The following is an 18,648-nucleotide window of genomic DNA, read 5'->3' as shown; positions in this document are numbered from 1 at the left end:
GATCAATGATCCAGTGGCTTGTGACCTTGTGGCGAGGGAGCTTGCTCCCGCTGGCCTGCGCAGCGGGCCCCGGCGTTCTTCCTGACATGCTGTGGTGATACAACCGCTTTTGGGGCTGCTTCGCAGCCCAGCGGGAGCAAGCTCCCTCGCCACGGGTGCTCATCTCTGTATACAAACTCCTGCACCTTTAGCATGCATCCACGCCCTGTTCGTGGGCGCATGCCTGCGCTTGCCTGGCTTTAGCCCCCGCTACACACCCCGGTTTGTCTCATATTCCACGCCTATGGCACGCATTCTGCGTAGCAACCCGTATACAAACCATGCCGGCTCCCGTGCGCAGTATGGTGAGCAGGTCGATACGGGGGCACGGCGGTACTCAAAAGGAGCCCCGCAATGTCCGAGCAATTGCCCAATGGCTACAGCCCCCGCCTCTATAACCAGGACCTGGGCCCGCTGCCGCAGAAATGGAATTGGTACAACATCTTCGCGTTCTGGATGAGTGATGTGCACAGCGTCGGCGGCTATGTGTTCGCTGCCAGCCTGTTCGCCTTGGGCCTGGCGAGTTGGCAAGTGCTGATCGCGTTGCTCGGCGGGATCTGCATCGTGCAGTTGATCGCCAATCTGGTCGCCAAGCCGAGCCAGCAGGCGGCAGTGCCTTACCCCGTCATTTGCAGGTTGGCGTTCGGCGTGTTCGGGGCGAATATTCCGGCGGTGATCCGCGGGCTGATCGCCGTAGCCTGGTACGGGATTCAGACGTACCTGGCGTCCAGCGCGCTGATCATCGTGGTGCTGCGGTTTTTTCCTTCGATGGAAGTCTACGCGACGCCGCATTTTGCCGGTTTGTCCTACCTGGGCTGGTTCGGTTTCCTCAGCTTGTGGTTCGTCCAGGCGCTGGTGTTCTGGACCGGCATGGAGTCGATCCGGCGTTTCATCGATTGGGCCGGACCGGTGGTGTATGCGGTGATGTTCCTGTTGGCCGGCTGGATCGTGTGGAAGGCCGGTTGGAGCAATATCAGCTTCACCCTGGCGGAAAAGTCGTTGTCTGGCTGGCAAGCGTTCGGCCAGGTGATTGTGGCGACGGCCCTGGTGGTGTCGTACTTTTCCGGCCCGACGCTGAATTTCGGCGATTTCAGCCGTTACTGCCGGAGCATGTCTGACGTGCGCCGGGGCAATTTCTGGGGGCTGCCGGTGAATTTCCTGGCGTTCTCCCTGGTCACCGTGGTGATTGTTTCCGGGACCTTGCCGGTGTTCGGTGAAATGCTCCACGACCCGATTGCCACCGTGGCGCGCATCGACAACGACGTGGCCGTCCTGCTGGGGGCCTTTGCCTTCGTGACCGCCACCATTGGCATCAACATTGTCGCCAACTTTGTGTCCCCGGCGTTCGACTTTGCCAACGTCGCGCCGAGCAAGATCAGTTGGCGCGCCGGTGGCATGATCGCGGCGGTGGCGTCGATTTTCATCACGCCGTGGAACCTGTTCAACAACCCTGAAGTGATCCACTACACCCTGGACGTGCTGGCCGCCTTCATCGGCCCGCTGTTCGGGATTCTGCTGGTGGATTACTACCTGATCAAAAAACAGCAGATCGACGTCGATGCGCTGTTCAATGACGGGCCGAGCGGACGCTATTACTACAGCGGCGGTATCAACTGGACTGCGGTCAAGGCGCTGATCCCGGCGACCTTGATGGGTGTGGCAATCACCTTCACGCCGCTGCTGCAACCGATGGCCAACTTCGCCTGGTTCACCGGTTGCTTCCTCGGCGGGGTGTTGTATTTCGCCCTGGCCCTACGAGAGCCGACCGCGCAATCGAGCAAAGCGTTCAGCCCGGCCGGCCAGGCCTGATCAACGCAGGGCGGTCTGGGCGCAAGGGCCCACCGCGCCCCGGCTGGCGGGCCGCAGCAACAGGCCGCCCGCCAACAGCAGGCCGCTGCCGGCAATGATCAGCGCCGGTTGCAGGCCGCCGCTGAAATGGCTGCTCAGCGCTGCCAGCAACGGCCCGCTGAGCTGGCCCACGGCAAAGCAGGCGGTCAGCAGGCCGGCGTTGCGCTGGGTGGCGTGGGGGGCCAGTTCCCGGGAGCGCAGCATCACCAGCTGCATGCAGGCCAGGAATGGCGCACCACACAGGATCACCCCCAGCGCCAGCCCCGGCCCACTGCCCAGCAGGCAGGCAAACACCCCAGCGGCTTGCAGCCAGAGCGTACCGATCAGCCAGCGACCGGTGCTGTTCGGGTTCGGCCGCCGCAAGCTGACCAGCAACACGCCGATGGCGGCGGCCAGGCCGAAGCAGGGCCAGAACAGGTCCGCCAGCCATTGTCCGTGGAACTGCGCCGAGGCCATTTGTGACAGGAACGTGGCCGGAATGATGTAGCCCACGCCGTACAAGGCATACACCACGCCCAGTCGAGCGATGCCACGATTCGGCGAGGAGGTGACTGGCGCGGCAACGGTCGCGGTTGCGGCGGGTTGCGGCAGGATCGGCAGCATCACCAGCAACATCGCCAGCGCTACGCCGGCGTACGTCAGCCACAGGGTTGCGGAGGTCGGGTCCAGCAGGTTCGAGCCCAACGCCAACAAACCTGTCAGGAAAATCCCCAACCCAGGGCCGGCAAACACCAGTGCGCCGAGCCGTGGCCGTCCCGTCGCCGCTGCCAAGGGTTGGCTCAGGGCGGTAATCATCACCATCACCCAGGCGCTCGCTACGCCGGTGCCGAAGCGCAATGCCAGGTGCGGCCAGAAGCCCCAGGCCCAGAACGACGCCAGGGTCAGCAGCACGCACAGCCACAGGCCGCCGAGCAACCGCCGCCGCACCTGTTCCGGGCGCCGGGCGAACATGGCGTCCAGGGCACCGAGGAAATAACCCAGGTAGTTGGCGGCGGCAATCAGACCGGCGGCGGTCAAGTCGACCTGACCTTCGCCGATCAAATGAGGTAACTGCGGTGTGAGGGCGAAGCGGCCGATGCCCATGGCCATCATCAGCGCGATGAAACTGCCAAGCAGGCGAATTAGGGGTGACATGGTCGTTCTCCGGGTGTCGGGGCGAATGACCGTCAGGCTAGGACTGATTGACTTTCATTAAAAATGAATAATAGTGAGTAACTTGTTCTTTTTTGGAGAAGGTCGTGGAGTTCAGCCAGTTAAGGATTTTCCAGGCCGTGGCCGAGGAAGGTTCGATCACCCGGGCTGCGGAGCGCTTGCACCGGGTGCCCTCGAATCTGTCGACCCGGCTTAAGCAGCTCGAAGAGCAGTTGGGCGTAGACCTTTTCCTAAGAGAGCGTCAGCGCTTGCAGTTGTCACCGGCAGGAAAAGTCCTGCTGGACTATGCAACCAAGCTCTTCGCCTTGCACGACGAAGCCCACGCAGCGGTGCAGGGCGGACAGCCGGCCGGGGATTTCCTGCTGGGCACGATGTACAGCACGGCGGCGACGCATTTGCCGGACCTGCTGGCGGCGTATCACCGGACGTATCCAGCGGTGAACCTGCAAGTGCAGTCGGGGCCCAGTGGTGAACTGTTTGAAGGCCTGCTCACCAATCGGCTCGATGCGGCGTTGGTGGACGGTCCGTTGGAGTTGGCGGGGCTGGATGGCGTGCCGTTGTGCGACGAACGGTTGGTGCTGATCACCGAGGCCGATCACCCGCCGGTGCGCAGTGCGCTGGATGTGCAGGGCCGCGCGGTGTTCACGTTCCGCCGTGGCTGCTCGTACCGGATGCGCTTGGAAGCCTGGTTTGCCCATGATCACGCGACCATGGGCCGGGCGATGGAAATCGAGTCTTACCAGGGGATGCTGGCGTGTGTGATCGCCGGATCCGGCGTGGCGTTGATGTCCGAGTCGATGGTGGCCAGCCTGCCGGGCCGCGAGCGGGTGACGGTGCATCCGCTGGCCGAGCCGTTTGCCAGCGCCACCACTTGGCTGATGTGGCGTAAAGGCATGGTCGGGGCCAACTTGAATGCCTGGATTGAATGGCAACAACAGGCGTGGCCGCGAGCGCCAATGAACACGGCGCAATCGGCTTGAACTCCGGGAGGTGGATTTGGATCAATTCAGTAACAGATCATTGCAAACTGAGACGAGCATTGCGTAGCACATCGGACTATTATCAGTGCGAAGGGGCCACAGAAATCTGCCGCTCGCACCACCCTGAGGGGGCACCACGATGAAAGAGAAAATCCAGAACTGGCTTCACGACTTGGGTGTCGCGCTTGGCCTGATCGAGCCGCCGATGCAACCGGTACCGATCCGCACCGATGACGAGCAACGCCGCCGCCAGCCGCGCCGCCGTTAAACCCACCAGGAATTTGCAGAGATCGCAGTTCCGGACCATCTCGATCGAGATGGCCCGGAACTGCGATCTTTTTATTTCTGAAAGACAGGACCTGTGGGAGCGAGCTTGCTCGCGATAGCGGTGGACCGGCATGCATCCATGTTGAATGTACCGACGTCATCGCGAGCAAGCTCGCTCCCACAGGAATCTCTCATTGCCCAGAGTTGACGGTCAAACCGCCTTGGCCCCCACGTTCGACCTGGGCGACAGCAAGCTCACCAGCACGAAACTCACCAGCGCCACGCTCAGGCTGTAGTAGATCGGCGTGTTCGCATCCAGGCCATCCTTGAACATGAAGAACAGCGCGGTCAAGAAGCCCAGCGACATGCTGGTGATCGCGCCAGCGGTGGGGGCGCGTTTCCAGTAGATGGCGCCGATCAGCGGAATCAGCATGCCGCCCACCAACAGGTTGTAGGCCAGGGTGAGGGCGCTGATGACGTCGCTGACCACCAGGGCGATCACCAGGACCACCGCCCCCATCAGCAGGGTGGCGATGCGGTTTTCGTGGACGTCGCCGCTGCCACTCTCACGGTCATGACGCAGGCGAGGCAGTAGATCCTGGACCACCGTGGTGGACGCGGCGAGCAGGCCCGCCGCGGCGGTGGACATCAAGGCCGCCAGGGCCGCGGCGATCACCAATCCACGAATGCCATTGGGCAGGCTGGTCTGCACCACGCTGGCGAAGGCGTTGTTGACGTTTTCCAGATCCGGCAGCAATACCTTTGCCGCCATGCCGATCAGCGCCCCAGCCAGGCCGTACAGCACGCAGTACAGGCCGGCGGCGGTGCCGGCCACTTTGGCCACGCCTTCGCTGCGGGCGGTGAACACCCGCTGCCAGATGTCCTGGCCGATGAAAATGCCGAAAAAGTAGATCAGGAAGTAGGTGAGGATGGTGTCCCAGCCAATCGCGGTGAAATCGAAGTAGCTGGCCGGCAAGGCCGCCACCATCGCGTCCCAGCCGCCGGCATCGCCGATGGACATTGGCATCAGCAGGAACACCAGGCCAATGGTCATGATCAGGAATTGCACAATGTCGGTGAGGGTCAGCGACCACATGCCGCCGATGGTGGAATACAGCACCACCACACCACCGCCTACGAGGATCGACATCCAGAACGGCAGGCCGAACAGCACCTGCATCACGGTGCCGATGGCGATGGTCGAGGTGGCGCCGATCATCAGCGCATACACCAGCATGATCAGCGCACTGGCCTGGCGCGCGGCCGGGTTGTAGCGGCGTTCCAGCACTTGGGTCACGGTGTAGATCTTCAGTTTGAGCAACGGCTTGGCCAGGAACAGGCTCAGGCCGACGATGCCCAGGCCGATGGCGCCGCACAGCCAGAATCCGGAAATGCCATGGACGTAGCCCAGGCGCACGGTGCCGATGGTCGATGCGCCGCCCAGCACGGTGGCGGCCATGGTGCCCAAGTAGAAGCCTGGACCGAGGTTGCGCCCGGCGACCAGGTAGTCGTCACGGGTCTTGGCGCGGCGCATGCCGTACCAGCCGAGGGCGATCATGCCGGCGGCGTAGATGAGAACGACGATTAAATCCAAAGCCATGATGGCGTGTCTCCGATTGTCTTTTTTATGTACGGGACGAAGTGCTGCTGTCCCTGGCGAACGAGTCTTTGTGGCGAGGGAGCTTGCTCCCACTCGACTGCGCAGCAGTCGTCGCTTATCGGTTCAGAAACTTGGGGGGCTGCTGCGCAGCCCAGCGGGAGCAAGCTCCCTCGCCACTGGTATTTTTTAGTCAGGCGCTCTGCCGGAGCTCTGATTTAGCAAGCGGCGCTGTGCTCCGCGGATCCTGCGGCCCATACACCGCCGCCGGCTCTGGAAACAGCCCCAACAACGCCAGGTACACCACCGAGGCCAGGCCCAGGGTCACCGGCAGGCTGATGTCGATTCCGCCGGCCAGTTCCCCCAGCGGCCCGACGAACTGCCCTGGCAGGTTGACGAAGCACAACCCCACCAGCGCGCTGGGGATCCACGCCCCCAGGCCGCGCCAGTTCCAGCCGTGGCTGAACCAGTAGCGCCCGCCGGTTTCGCCGCGGGTGAACACTTGCAGGTCGTCCGGGCAATAGAAGCCGCGGCGCACCAGCAGGCCGATGATCATGATCACCATCCAGGGTGTGGTGCAGGTGATGATCAGCACCGCGAAGGTCGACACGCTCTGCACCAGGTTCGCCGCGAAGCGCCCGATGAAGATGAAGGCAATCGACAGCACGCCGATCAGCAGCGTCGCCTTGACCCGCGACAGCAGCCGTGGAAACACGCTGGACATGTCCAACCCGGTGCCATACAGCGACGTGGTGCCGGTGGACATGCCGCCGATCACCGCGATCAGGCACACCGGCAGGAAGAACCACCCCGGCGACACAGCCAGCAGCCCGCCCACGTAGTTGTTGGCCGCGATGTAGTCCGGCGCCTTGATCGCCACGATGGTGGCGGTGGCGAGGCCGAACAGGAACGGGATCAATGTCGCCAGTTGCGCCGCGATCACCGCCAGCATGATGCGGCGCTTGGGCGTGTTGCGCGGGATATAGCGCGACCAGTCACCGAGGAACGCACCGAAGGAAATCGGGTTGCTCATGGCCACCAGCGCCGCGCCGATGAAGGCGGCGTAGAAGCCCGGCTGGCCAAGGTTGACCGTGCCGGCGAACTGGTTGTCAAAGGTCGGTGCGAAGGCGAAAATGCCCAGCAGGAACAGCAGGCTGGCGGCCCACACGGCGATGCGGTTGACCCACAGCATGAAGCGGAAGCCGTAGATGCACACGGTCAACACCAGCAGGGCGAACAGGCCGTACGCCAGGCCCAGGCTCAACTCGGTTTCCGGCACGCCGATCAGCCGCTTGGCGCCGCCGATCAATGCATCGCCCGAACTCCACACCGACAGTGAGAAAAACGCGATGGCGGTCAGCATCGAGAGGAACGAGCCGACGATTCGCCCGTGCACGCCGAAGTGCGCACCGGATGACACCGCGTTGTTGGTGCCGTTGAGCGGACCGAACAGGCCCATCGGCGCGAGAATGATCGAACCCACCAACACGCCCAGCACAATCGCCCAGACCCCGGCCTGGAACGACAGGCCGAACAGCACCGGAAAACTGCCGAGCACGGCGGTGGCAAAGGTATTGGCGCCGCCGAAGATCAGGCGAAACAGGTCGCCCGGGCCGGCGGTGCGTTCGTGGTCCGGGATCTGTTCGACCCCGTTGGTTTCAATCTGCGTAAGGCTTTTATCGTTATTGTTATTCATGATCTGCTCCGATCATCGAGGCGCATTCATCGGTTGTGAATGTCGCCTGTGGCTAAGGGGGTGGCAGCCCTTCCGGCATTGCGGACAAATGTTCATGACAGGCCAGCCATAGGCCTTGTTGTTCTTGGCGAAACACAATGGTTTCGCGCTCCTGGCTAATGTGAAGCTCCCCTTGCATGCGCAGCTCGGTGGCCACGTCATGGATGAAAATCGCCACGTCCCCTTGCAGGCTGACGAAGGCGTTGCTCGAGGTGCAGCTCAGCACCTCGAAGCCATCCTCGGACCGCCAGCGATCCCACAACGCCTGGTAGGCATCGCGTGACAGCAGGGGCTGTTCGAGGGTGTGGAACACGAAGCTCGCATCGGTGCTGAACGCACTGAAATAAGCCTCGCGATCGTTGCGGGCGAAGGCCGACACCAGCTCGGCGGCGGTCTTGAGAACCTGGTCTCGATGGTTCATGGCGGCGCCTCAGCGATGAACCACGCCAGGCAGTACGCAGAGCATCTCGTACAGCAGGTTGGCGCCCAGCAGCGAGGTGTTGCCGGTGGTGTCGTACGGCGGCGAGACTTCTACCAGATCGCAACCGACCAGGTCGAGGCCCTGGCAGCCACGGATGATTTCGATCGCCTGGATGGTGGTCAGGCCACCGATTTCCGGGGTGCCGGTGCCGGGCGCCCAGGCCGGGTCGATGCCGTCGATGTCGAAGCTCAGGTACACCGGGCCGCCGCCGACTTTTTCACGCACTTCGGCCATCAACGGCGCCAGGGATTTGTGCCAGCACTCTTCGGCCTGGACCACGCGAAAGCCCTGGTGGCGGCTCCAGTTGAAATCATCGGCCGTGTAGCCCTGGGCCCGCAGGCCGATCTGCACCACGCGGTCGCAATCGAGCAGGCCTTCTTCCACGGCGCGGCGGAAGGTGGTGCCGTGGGCGATTTTCTCGCCGAACATGTGGTCGTTCACATCGGCATGGGCGTCGATGTGCACCAGGCCGACCTTGCCGTGTTTCTTGTGGATGGCTCGCAGTATCGGCAGGGTGATGGTGTGGGCGCCGCCCAGGGTCAGGGGGATGACGTTGTGTTCGAGGATCTTGTGGTACGACTCTTCGATGATCCGCACCGCGTCCAGCAGGTTGAAGGTGTTGATCGCCACGTCACCGATGTCCGCCACTGCCAGCGAGTCGAACGGTGCGGCGCCGGTGGCCATGTTGTAGGGGCGGAGCATCACGGATGCGGCGCGAATCTCCCGCGGCCCGAAACGGGTGCCGGCGCGCAGGGAGGTGCCGATGTCCAGCGGCACGCCGACGAAAGCAGCGTCCAGGCCGGCAGCGGTGGGAAGGTGGGGGAGTCGCATCATGGTGGCGATGCCGCCGAAGCGCGGCATTTCGTTGCCGCCCAGTGGTTGGTGAAGAATCTTGTCCACGGGTAGGGCCTCATCGTTGTTTTATTTATCAGGGGCCGATTCTGCGTAAAGTGTTTGCCGTGAAGAATCCCTGGCGGCAAATACTTAGTTCAGATTTTTCTAAACTAATGGCGGGTGGGGCGATAGACTCCGCAGCAGCGCAATCCTGGGGCAGACGATTACCCCGGTGGCGAGGGAGCTTGCTCCCGCTGGGCTGCGAAGCAGCCCCAAAACCATTCCCCTCGGTGTATCAGGTACATCGCGTGGGTAGGTTTACGACTGCTTCGCAGCCGAGCGGGAGCAAGCTCCCTCGCCACAAAAGCGCGACAAGTACTGTCTATGTGTGATCCGGAGACACCCCCATGGCCAATGCTCTACCCGACCTGAAACTGCTGCGCATTTTCGTCAGCGTGGTCCGGCACCAGGGGTTCGCCAATGCCCAGCACGAGCTCAACCTTTCCACCTCGGCCATCAGCACTTATATGAGCCAACTGGAATCGGCCCTGGGCCTGGTGCTCTGTCATCGCGGCCGGGGTGGGTTCAGCCTGACCAGCAAGGGCGAATTGTTCCATCAGGAAACCTTGCGCCTGTTGGGCGAGCTCGAAGGGTTCGAGCAGTACGCCGCCGCGCTCAAGGGTGAGCTGCGTGGCACCTTGAACCTGGGGGTGATCGACTCCACCGTCAGCGACAAGGCCTTGCCGTTCGCCGAAGCCATCGGTGCCTACAGCCAGGAGCATCCGGCGGTGCATTTGCACCTGTCGGTCATGAGCCCTTACGAGCTGCAACTCGGCGTGCAGGACAACCGCCTGGACCTGGCCATCGGTGCGTTTTCCACGCGCATGAGCGGGCTGGTCTACATGCCGCTGTACCGTGAGCAGCACTGGTTGTATTGCAGCAACCGTCACCCGCTGTTCAACGAGCGGCGCATCCCCGAGCAGGTCATCACCCAGCAGCGCATGGTCGGGCGCGGTTACTGGAGCCAGGCCGAACTGGCCCGTCATGGCTTCAAGCACAGCGCGGCGACGGTGGAGAGCATGGAAGCGCAGTTGATCCTGGTGTTGTCCGGGGCCTACGTCGGTTACCTGCCTGAACACTACGCCCAGGCCTGGGTCGACAAGGGCGACTTGCGCGTGCTGTTGCCGGCGACCTTCGGCTATCAGGCGCCGTTTTCGATGATCGTACGCCGTGGTCGCAGCCGCGAGCCGCTGATCCAGACCTTCCGCGATTTGCTCAAAGCTCAACTGAACCAGGCCTGACCATGTCCAGAACTCAATGCCCGCGCTGCCAACGACCGCAAAGCCACTGCCTGTGCCCGTTGATCCCCAGCCTCGACAGCCGCACCCGGGTCTTGCTGTTGCAACATCCCAGCGAAGTGAACCACGCCTTGAACACCGCCCGATTGGCGGCATTGGGGCTGCGCAATGCCGAGCTGATCGTGGGCGAGGTGTTCGAGGATCTGCCACGGTTGCTCAATCAGGCAGGTTATCAGGCGCGGTTGTTGTTTCCCGCTGACGACGCGCAGCCGCTGCAAACCTACGGGCCGTCCGATGAGCCGCTGCTGTTGGTCGTTCCCGATGGCACCTGGCGCAAGGCGAGAAAACTGCTGCACCTCAATCCGCTGCTGGCGGCGTTGCCGAGGGTGACGTTGGCTAACGGTGGGGTGTCCCGTTATCGCTTGCGCAAGGCACCGGGGCCGGGGGCGTTGTCGACGGTGGAGGCGAGTGTCCAGGCGTTGCAAGTGGTTGAGGCGCCGGTGAGGTTCGAGCCGTTGCTGCGGCCGTTCGAGGCGTTGCTCGAGGGGCAGATTGCAGCGATGGGGGAGGAGACTTACCAGAAGAACCATGGAGGGGTATAGAGACCCTTGTGGCGAGGGAGCTTGCTCCCGCTCGGCGGCGCAGCCGTCGTAAAAACTGCTGGCGCGGTCTGCCTGACACAACGAGGTGAATGGTCATGGGGCTGCTGCGCAGCCCAGCGGGAGCAAGCGCCCTCGCCACAGGATCGGCGTAGATTCGGCTCACCGCTCGCGCATCGCCTCGGTCCGCGCCTTCAACACCGGCTTGAGCAAGTAATCCAACACACTTTTCTCCCCGGTGATGATGTCCACCGTCGCCACCATCCCCGGAATGATCAGCAACGGCTTGGCATCCCCACCCAAGTGGTTTTTATCGGTCCGCACCTGGATCAAATAGAAGCTGTTGCCCTTGTCGTCGGTGATGGTGTCGGCACCGATCAGTTCGAGCTTGGCGCTGAGCCCGCCATAGATCGTGTAGTCGTAGGCGCTGAACTTGACCATGGCTTTCTGGCCTGGGTGCAGGAACGCCACGTCCTGGGGGCGGACCTTGGCTTCGATCAGCAAGTTGTCTTCCAGGGGCACGATTTCCACCATGTCGTTGCCCGGCTGCACCACGCCGCCGATGGTATTGACCTTCAATTGCTTGATCACCCCATGCACCGGCGAGACCACGGTGGTGCGGGTCACGCGGTCGTCGATGGCGATGCTTGAGGCGGTGATTTTCGACAGCTCGGTGCGTTTCTCGTTGAGGTCCTTGGCTGCCTCGGAACGGAAGGTCTGTTCCGATTCGTCGATCTTGCTCTTGATCTCGTTGATCGCCGATTCGGCCCGGGGAATGGCCAGGGTGGTGGCATTGAGCGAGCCACGGATTTCCACCGCGCTGCGCTTGAGCCGCAGGATCTCCACCGGCGATACCGCCCCGGTGCGCACCAGCGGCGCGGACATGTTCATTTCTTCCTGCAGCAAGGCCAGGGCGGAGCTGAACTGGCCTTGCTTGGAACGAAACTCCGCCAGTTCCTGGGTCTTCTGCCGCAGCTGTTCGGTCAGGGTCCGTTGTTCGCTGGCCAAGCGTCGCTGGCGTTGTTCATACAGCGAGCGTTCGTCCTCGGCCACTTGCGGGGCCTTGGCGGTGACCTCTGCCGAGAGCGCGAAGGGCCGCCCTTCAGCTTCGGCCGACAGGCGCTCGACCTGGGCGGTCAGGGCATAGCGATCAGCCTCGCTCTCGCCCTTGTTCGACAGGAACCGCGTATCGTCGAGGCGCAGCAGGGTGTCGCCCTTGTTCACCATCTGGCCTTCGCGCACGAAAATCTCGGTGACGATGCCGCCCTCCAGGTTCTGGATCACCTGGATCTTGCTCGACGGAATCGCCTTGCCTTCGCCGGTGGTGACTTCCTGCAAGACCGCAAACTTCGCCCAGACCAACCCGGTGACGATCAACCCGGCGGCCAGCCACACGGTGACCCGTGAGCGACGGGGCGAATCCTGCAGCGTGGCGCCGGCGGTTTCCGGCATGAACTCGCTTTCGGCGCTTTTGCTGAAACTGCCGAAGTAGCTTCGGGCGGCTGAATCCGATGTTTGAGCAGACATGGGGCGGTACCCGTTGGTTAAGTGAAAAGAGCTGGGTGCTGCTGTTTGTGGCGAGGGAGCTTGCTCCCGCTCGGCGGCGAAGCCGTCGTAAAACCTGCCGGCGCGGTCCGCCTGACACAACCGGGTGAATCGCCTTGGGGCTGCTTCGCAGCCCAGCGGGAGCAAGCTCCCTCGCCACAGTGGTTGTGTTGGCAGCTATACCGCCGCGGAGCCCACCCGTCCCTTGCGCAGCGCATCGATCACCGCGTCCTTCGGCCCGTCCGCCACGATCCGGCCGTTATCCAGCACCACCAAGCGGTCCACCAGGCTCAGCATCGAGGTACGGTGGGTGACCAGCAGCACGGTCTTGCCTTGTACGTGGGTGTGAAGCTTCTGCCGCAAGACGTCTTCGCTGCTGTTGTCCATGGCGCTGGTGGGTTCGTCCAGCAGCAGGATCGGCGGGTCGAGCAACAAGGCCCGGGCCAGCAGCACAGCCTGGCGCTGGCCGCCGGACAGCAGTTGTCCGCGCTCGCCCACCGGGCGGTCGAAACCTTGGGGATGCTGACGCGCCAGTTCGGTGACACCAGTCAGTTCCGCCACTTCCAGCATGCGCGCGTCGCTGATGTAGCGCGCACCGAGGGTGAGGTTGTCCCGCAGGCTGCCGGCCAGCAGCGGCAGGTCATGGGCGACGTAGCCGATCTGTTGGCGCAGGTCGGCGACGTCCAGTTGCCGCAGGTCCAGGCCGTCGAGCAGCAACTGGCCTTCCTCCGGTGCATAGAAACCCATCACCAGGCGCGCCAGGGTGCTCTTGCCCGAGCCACTGCGGCCGATGATCCCGACCCGTTCGCCGGGCTTGAGGCTGAAACTGATATTGGCCAGTGCCGGGGCGCTCTGGCCGTTGTAGTGGAACGTCACACCGCTGACGTCCAGCGCGCCCTGCAATTGGGTGCGCTCAAGAGGCCGCTGCTTGGCGTCACGCTCCTGGGGCAAGGCCATCAGGGCATCGGTGCTGCGCATGGTGAGCTGGGCTTGCTGGTAGCGGGTGATCAACCCGGCGATCTGCCCGAGCGGGGCCAGTACGCGGCTGCCGAGCATGTAGGTCGCCACCAGCGCGCCGACGCTGAGATTGCCGGCAATGATGCTGTAGACCCCGGCGACGATGGTCGCCATGCCCGCCAGTTGTTGCAGGAACAAGGTGCCGTTGGTCGCCAGTGCCGAGAGGTTGCGCGCATGGCTGTCCAGGCGGGTGAGGGCGCCGTGGGTGCTTTCCCATTGGTGCTGGCGCTCGCTTTCGGCGCTGCAAGCCTTGAGGGTTTCCAGGCCGCCGAGGGTTTCGATCAGCAGGGCCTGGCGCTGGGCGCCGAGGGCCAGGCTTTTTTGCACGGTGTCGCGCAGGCGTGCCTGGATGATCATGGCGAAGACAATGGTGATCGGAAATGCGATCACGGGAATCACCACCAGCCAGCCGCCCAGCAGGCCGATCACCACCAGCATCAGCAGGGCGAACGGCAGGTCGATCAGGCTGGTGAGCGTCACCGCCGTGAGGAATTCCCGCAGGCCCTGGAAGTCGGGGATGCTCTGGGCGAAGCCGCCGATGGTCACCCGTTTGGCCTTCATCGCCATGCCAGTGATGCGTTCGAACAGGGTCGCGGAGAGAATCACGTCGGTTTTCTTGCCGGCGGTGTCCAGCAGATGGGCGCGCACCACCCGCAGCACCAGTTCGAAACCGGTGCCGATCAGCCGCCCCACGGCCAGCCCCCATAAGGTCGACGTGGCCTGGTTCGGCACCACGCGGTCGTAGGTCTGCATCACGAACAGCGGCACCATGAGGCCCAGCAGGTTGATCAGGAAACTCGCCAGGATCGCGTCGCTGTACAGCCAGCGCGACAGTTTCAGGGTGTCGCGAAACCACGCCTCGACCCGCGGCACCAGCGGGGCGCGCAAGTCTTCGAGTTCATGGCGCGGCCGGGCGAATAGCGCCTGGCCGCTGTAATCGGTGGTCAGTTCCTCGCGGCTGACCCATTGTTCACCGCCATCGGCTTCGCTGGGGAGGATCAGCGCCTTGCCATCCTCGCCCCAGCGCCGCAATACGGCGCAGCGGCCCCCCGCCAGGATCAGCATCACCGGCAGGTTCAGGGCTGAGATGTCCGCCAGCTCACGACGCAACAGTCGCGCCTGCAAGCCCGCCCGGGCCGCTGCGCGGGGCAGCAGGTCCAGGCTCAAGCGTTGGTGCGCCATAGGAAGCCCGGCGCTGAGGCTGGCGCGACTGGCCGTCGCGCCATGGAGTTTGCAGAGGATCAACAGGCCGTCCAGCAAGGGATCATCGAAGTTCAGGCGCGGATCGGCGCCGGGGGTTGCGGGTTCCATGCTGGTCACATTGATCGCTCCCACTGGATTACTTCAGTTCCGGCAACCGTGCCTGGTTCTTGACTTCGGTCTGCGCGACCGCATCGGCCGGCAGCACGATCCGTTGTTTTTGCAACAACAGGCCCATGTTCGCCAGCACCCGGTACATCGAGTATTCCTCGGTGTAGCGCACTTCGGTGTAGCGACGGTTGGCGTTGTACAACTCGTTTTCGCTGTCGAGCAGGTCGAGCAGGGTGCGCTGGCCGAGGCCGAACTGATCCTGGTAGGCGGCGCGCACACGGGCGGTGGTGTCGGCGTATTCGCGGGCGGTCGGGGTCTGCTTGCGGGCGTTGAGCATGGCGTTCCAGGCCAGGCGCGTGTCTTCGTTGAGCTTGCGCAGGGCGTTGTTGCGGATGTCCATGGCCTGGTTGATCTGGTGGGCGTTGGACGCCAGCCGCGCCTTGTCGCTGCCGCCGCGGAACAGGTTGTAGTTCATCACCACGCCCAGCCGCCAGTTGTTGTCGTGGCCTTCTTCGCCACCGATGTTGTTGTTGGCGCCCACTGCCGCCTCGGCGTCAAAGCGCGGATAGAACGGCGATTTTGCCACTTCATATTGGCTTTCGGCTGACTGGATGTCGGCCTGGGCCGATTTCAGGTACGGGTTGTTATCCACCATGCTTTGCTGGGCTTCGCGCAGGTCGGCGGGAAGCTCGCCTTTGGTCGAGGGCGGTGCTTCCAGTTCATCGGGCATGCGCCCGACCACGCTGTAGAAGTTCGCCTCGGCGTCAGCCAGGTCGACCTGGGCGGTGTCGAAGTTGTTTTCCGCCAGGGCCCGACGGGCGTTGGACTGGTCGGAGTCGGCCGTACTGCCCACCCCTCGCTCGGTGCGCAGGCCGATCTGGTCGTTGACCCGCAGGTGCGCCTGCAGGTTGTTCTTGGCCAAGGTCACCAGTTCGCGACGCTTGAGCACTTCCAGGTAGACCTCGATGGTGCGCAGTGCCAGATCCTGGGCGGTGCCCTGGGCGTAATAGGCCCGGGAATTGACCACGCCCTGGGTGCGCTGCACTTCATTGGCGGTGTTGAACCCGTCGAAGATCATCTGCCGCAGGCGCAGTTCCGATTGGGTGTAGGTCAGGATATTGGTGTGGTGGTTGCCCTGCGCCCGGGTGTTGGTGTTGTCGCTGTAGCCACGGCCATAACCGGCATTGAGATCCACCGACGGGAAAAAGCCCCCCCGGGCGACTTTGACGTCTTCATTGGCCGACAGGCGGCTGTCCACCCGTTGTGCCAATTCCGGGTGAGTCGCGATGGTGCTCTGGATCGCTTCGGTCAAGGACATGGCCTGCGCCTGAGAAGAGCAGGCCATGGCCAGCAAAACCGCGCTGCAGAGGGGGGTTAGAACGCGCATGGGGTGCATCTCCTGAGGTCTGTAGTGCTTCGTTGTCGCCAATTTATTGACGTATTTAAGATCAAAACCGTTTCAACCTTGTAACAACACAGCTAAGAACATCCTGCGCAAAACCTAAGAAGAATTTCTCATAACTCTTATTCCGAAAAAAACTTATGTGCTTGTAAAAAACCGGCACATTGTTCAAAGCGAAAGCCTTTGAATCTGCGGGTTCTGACGGATTTTAGGCGTCAATAAAGTTCCATTCAGATTTTTAAGCGATGTGAAGAAGTGCCGAAAGGGCGATGGATGAGGCGGTTACAGGTGACGGTTTTTTGTCGTTTAGGCGAATTGCCAGCACGTTCTGCCTTCAGGAAAGCTGGCAGATTTTCCAGCTTTGCAGATCGCCAATCTGAGGACGGATTCTTCACCCAAACAGGTGCCGATTGCGGTCGGCAACGGAGGAAATGCACATGGCAGCGCTCATCGGTATCGTCAGCAAAGTGGTCGGGCAAGTTTTCGCGGAAACGGCTGGTGGCCTGCGGCGGCCGCTGGTCGAAGGCGATCGGCTTTATGCCGGCGAACACCTGGTCACCGGTGCCGAAGGGGCCGTGGCTGTCCAATTGCAAAACGGCCAGGCGTTGACCCTGGGCCGCGAAAGCAACCTGACCCTGACCCCGCAGCTGCTCGCCAACCCTGCGCCTCATGTCGACACGCCCGACACGGTGGCACCGAGTGACGCGCAACTGACCGATGTGCAAAAGCTGCAGCAAGCCTTCGCCGCCGGTGCCGACCCGACGCAGACCGGTGAAGCCACGGCTGCCGGACCCGAAGGGGGCAACCCGGGTGGCGTAGGGGGCGGGCACAGTTTTGTGTGGCTGGAAGAGGTGGGCGGGGAGGTCGATCCGTTGATTGGTTTCCCGACGGCCGGGTTCAACGGGATTCCTGAGTTTCCAGACCTGCGCCTGGCCGGTGACCCGGATAACACGGGCGACGATGCGACCGTGCCACCGGTCGTGCCTGAGACCCCGGACAACCCCGTGACCCTCGACGGTGTGACTGTCGAGGGCGGCGAACTGACCACCAACGAGGCCAATCTGGCCGATGGTTCGGCCAGCAATCCGGGGGCGCTGGTGCAAAATGGCACGTTCACGGTGTCCGCGCCTGACGGGCTGGACAGCCTGAACATCGGCGGCATCAACGTGATCAGCGGCGGTGTGCCCGCAGGCTTCCCCCAAACCATCACGTCGGCGCTGGGCAACACGTTGACCATCACCGGTTATAACCCGGCTACGGGAGTGGTCAGCTACACCTACACACTGACGGACAATGAAACCCATCCTGCCGGCGGCGGTGCCAACAACATTACCGAGCAGTTCCCAGTGGTGGCGGTCGACACCGACGGCGACACGGCCACCGGCACCCTGGACGTCAACATCACCGATGACGTACCCCAGGCGATCGACGACAGCCACGCCAACACGGCGTCGGAAACCCTGGTCAGCCTCACCGGCAACGTATTGCCCAACGACCTTCAGGGTGCCGACCGGATCCCCACCGGCCCCGACAGCGGACCGATCATTGGCGGGACGTTCACCGGCACCTACGGCACCCTGGTGCTCAACCCCAACGGCACGTACACCTACACCCTGAACACCAGCGACCCGCAGTTTGTCGCGTTGCAGGGCGGGGGCAGCGGCACCGAGACATTCACCTACACCCTGACCGACGCCGACGGCGACACCAGTACCGCGAACCTGGTACTGCAAGTGCACAACAACGACGACCCGGTGACCATCACCGGCCTCGACACCGAAGGCGGCGAGCTGTCGTTGCAGGAGAAAAATCTCAGCGACGGCAGCAGCCCGGATGCATCGGCCCTGACCCAAAGCGGCACGTTCACCGTGACGGCGTTGGACGGTGTGCAGACACTGAGCGTGGGCGGGATCAACGTCGTCACCAACGGTGTAGCGGCTGGTTTCCCACAGTCGATTACCACCGCGCTGGGCAACACCCTGACCATCACCGGTTTCAACGCGGCTACCGGTGTAGTGAGTTACAGCTACACCCTTCTGGACAATGAAGCCCATCCAAACGCCAACGGTGCCAACAACGTTAGCGAGCAGTTCGCGGTTGTGGCCACCGATGACAACGGCACCACCGCCAACGGCAACCTCGATGTGAACATCGTCGATGACCTGCCGACCGCTCATGCTGATTCCGCCTCGGTGGATGAGGGCGGGACGGTCAGTGGCAATGTCCTGAATAACGACGAAGGCGGTGCCGACGGGCCGGCTGCCAGTGGTGCCGTGATCGGCGTGCGCGCTGGCAACGATACCTCGACCCCGGCCGTCGGCGGCTTGAACACCCAGATCAACGGCACCTACGGCTACCTGACCCTGGACGCCAACGGTAACGCCGTCTATCACAGCAATCCGAACACCGTCAGCGCCCCGGGCGCGACCGATGTCTTCACCTACACCGTGCGCGACGCCGACGGCGATGAAAGCACCACCACCATCACCATCGATGTCCATGACGTCTGCCTGGTTGCCACACCGGACCAGGAAATCAGCGTC

14 protein-coding genes are annotated in these 18,648 nt (G+C 63.1%); 6 read left to right on the top strand and 8 right to left on the bottom strand.

All coding sequences use genetic code 11. The features are described 5' to 3' along the window. Positions 1-393 precede the first annotated feature (393 nt). Positions 394-1,848, top strand: a complete 1,455-nt coding sequence (locus HGO40_RS04170; protein ID WP_186730818.1) for an NCS1 family nucleobase:cation symporter-1 — start codon at positions 394-396, stop codon at positions 1,846-1,848. Here HGO40_RS04170 and HGO40_RS04165 read toward each other — a convergent pair whose 3' ends face one another. After that, the gene (locus tag HGO40_RS04165; RefSeq protein ID WP_250961993.1) at positions 1,849-3,021 is read right to left on the bottom strand and encodes an MFS transporter; all 1,173 of its coding nucleotides are present in this window, start codon (positions 3,019-3,021) and stop codon (positions 1,849-1,851) included. It lies immediately after the preceding gene. A gap of 104 nt (positions 3,022-3,125) precedes the next feature. Here HGO40_RS04165 and ptrR point away from each other — a divergent pair, with 104 nt between their 5' ends. Both ptrR and HGO40_RS30500 read left to right on the top strand, forming a co-directional pair. Beyond that, positions 3,126-4,019, top strand: coding sequence for a putrescine utilization regulator PtrR (gene ptrR, locus HGO40_RS04160; RefSeq protein ID WP_250961992.1), 894 nt, complete (start codon positions 3,126-3,128; stop codon positions 4,017-4,019). A gap of 139 nt (positions 4,020-4,158) precedes the next feature. Next, on the top strand, positions 4,159-4,287 hold the full coding sequence (locus HGO40_RS30500) for a PA1414 family protein (protein ID WP_003198971.1): 129 nt from the start codon (positions 4,159-4,161) through the stop codon (positions 4,285-4,287). A 210-nt stretch (positions 4,288-4,497) separates the two neighbouring features. Here HGO40_RS30500 and HGO40_RS04155 read toward each other — a convergent pair whose 3' ends face one another. From HGO40_RS04155 to speB, 4 genes are all read right to left on the bottom strand, one after another. Next, positions 4,498-5,886, bottom strand: coding sequence for a sodium:solute symporter family protein (locus HGO40_RS04155; protein WP_250961991.1), 1,389 nt, complete (start codon positions 5,884-5,886; stop codon positions 4,498-4,500). A gap of 190 nt (positions 5,887-6,076) precedes the next feature. Continuing rightward, the gene (locus HGO40_RS04150; protein WP_250962010.1) at positions 6,077-7,582 is read right to left on the bottom strand and encodes a purine-cytosine permease family protein; all 1,506 of its coding nucleotides are present in this window, start codon (positions 7,580-7,582) and stop codon (positions 6,077-6,079) included. Positions 7,583-7,631: 49 nt separating this feature from the next. Beyond that, a complete protein-coding gene (locus HGO40_RS04145; RefSeq protein ID WP_250961990.1) occupies positions 7,632-8,039 on the bottom strand; it encodes a YybH family protein in 408 nt (135 codons plus the stop codon). A gap of 9 nt (positions 8,040-8,048) precedes the next feature. Continuing rightward, a complete protein-coding gene (gene speB / locus HGO40_RS04140) occupies positions 8,049-8,999 on the bottom strand; it encodes an agmatinase (protein ID WP_250961989.1) in 951 nt (316 codons plus the stop codon). A gap of 341 nt (positions 9,000-9,340) precedes the next feature. Here speB and HGO40_RS04135 point away from each other — a divergent pair, with 341 nt between their 5' ends. Further along, entirely contained in the window at positions 9,341-10,234 is an 894-nt protein-coding gene (locus tag HGO40_RS04135) for a LysR family transcriptional regulator (RefSeq protein ID WP_003184133.1), read from the top strand. A gap of 2 nt (positions 10,235-10,236) precedes the next feature. Next, positions 10,237-10,833 (top strand): tRNA-uridine aminocarboxypropyltransferase, encoded by a 597-nt coding sequence (locus HGO40_RS04130; RefSeq protein WP_250961988.1) that lies wholly within the window; start codon positions 10,237-10,239, stop codon positions 10,831-10,833. Positions 10,834-10,992: 159 nt separating this feature from the next. Here the strand turns inward: HGO40_RS04130 and HGO40_RS04125 are convergent, their stop codons facing one another. From HGO40_RS04125 to HGO40_RS04115, 3 genes are all read right to left on the bottom strand, one after another. Continuing rightward, positions 10,993-12,357 carry an HlyD family type I secretion periplasmic adaptor subunit gene (locus tag HGO40_RS04125; RefSeq protein ID WP_250961987.1) on the bottom strand — a complete coding sequence of 455 codons (1,365 nt, stop codon included), beginning with the start codon at positions 12,355-12,357 and terminating at the stop codon, positions 10,993-10,995. Positions 12,358-12,552: 195 nt separating this feature from the next. Further along, the gene (locus tag HGO40_RS04120) at positions 12,553-14,712 is read right to left on the bottom strand and encodes a type I secretion system permease/ATPase (protein WP_250961986.1); all 2,160 of its coding nucleotides are present in this window, start codon (positions 14,710-14,712) and stop codon (positions 12,553-12,555) included. Between the two features lie 19 nt (positions 14,713-14,731). Then, positions 14,732-16,090: a TolC family outer membrane protein gene (locus tag HGO40_RS04115; protein ID WP_250961985.1), complete on the bottom strand. Its 1,359-nt coding sequence runs from the start codon at positions 16,088-16,090 to the stop codon at positions 14,732-14,734. A gap of 452 nt (positions 16,091-16,542) precedes the next feature. Between HGO40_RS04115 and HGO40_RS04110 the strand changes: the two genes are divergently transcribed. Beyond that, positions 16,543-18,648, top strand: a 2,106-nt coding sequence (locus tag HGO40_RS04110) for a retention module-containing protein (protein WP_250961984.1), incomplete at its 3' end; no start/stop codon positions are given.

Origin of the sequence: Pseudomonas sp. CG7 (genome assembly GCF_023701885.1) — a bacterium.
Classification (GTDB): domain Bacteria; phylum Pseudomonadota; class Gammaproteobacteria; order Pseudomonadales; family Pseudomonadaceae; genus Aquipseudomonas; species Aquipseudomonas zanjanensis.
This window is presented reverse-complemented; position numbering and strand designations above follow the sequence as displayed.

Excerpts from the sequence above, each read along its gene's own strand:
- HGO40_RS04170 (WP_186730818.1), top strand. The coding sequence starts at position 394 with ATGTCCGAGCAATTGCCCAATGGCTACAGCCCCCGCCTCTATAACCAG.
- HGO40_RS04165 (WP_250961993.1), bottom strand. The coding sequence starts at position 3,021 with ATGTCACCCCTAATTCGCCTGCTTGGCAGTTTCATCGCGCTGATGATG.
- HGO40_RS30500 (WP_003198971.1), top strand. The coding sequence starts at position 4,159 with ATGAAAGAGAAAATCCAGAACTGGCTTCACGACTTGGGTGTCGCGCTT.
- HGO40_RS04155 (WP_250961991.1), bottom strand. The coding sequence starts at position 5,886 with ATGGCTTTGGATTTAATCGTCGTTCTCATCTACGCCGCCGGCATGATC.
- HGO40_RS04145 (WP_250961990.1), bottom strand. The coding sequence starts at position 8,039 with ATGAACCATCGAGACCAGGTTCTCAAGACCGCCGCCGAGCTGGTGTCG.
- HGO40_RS04135 (WP_003184133.1), top strand. The coding sequence starts at position 9,341 with ATGGCCAATGCTCTACCCGACCTGAAACTGCTGCGCATTTTCGTCAGC.
- HGO40_RS04130 (WP_250961988.1), top strand. The coding sequence starts at position 10,237 with ATGTCCAGAACTCAATGCCCGCGCTGCCAACGACCGCAAAGCCACTGC.
- HGO40_RS04125 (WP_250961987.1), bottom strand. The coding sequence starts at position 12,357 with ATGTCTGCTCAAACATCGGATTCAGCCGCCCGAAGCTACTTCGGCAGT.
- HGO40_RS04115 (WP_250961985.1), bottom strand. The coding sequence starts at position 16,090 with ATGCGCGTTCTAACCCCCCTCTGCAGCGCGGTTTTGCTGGCCATGGCC.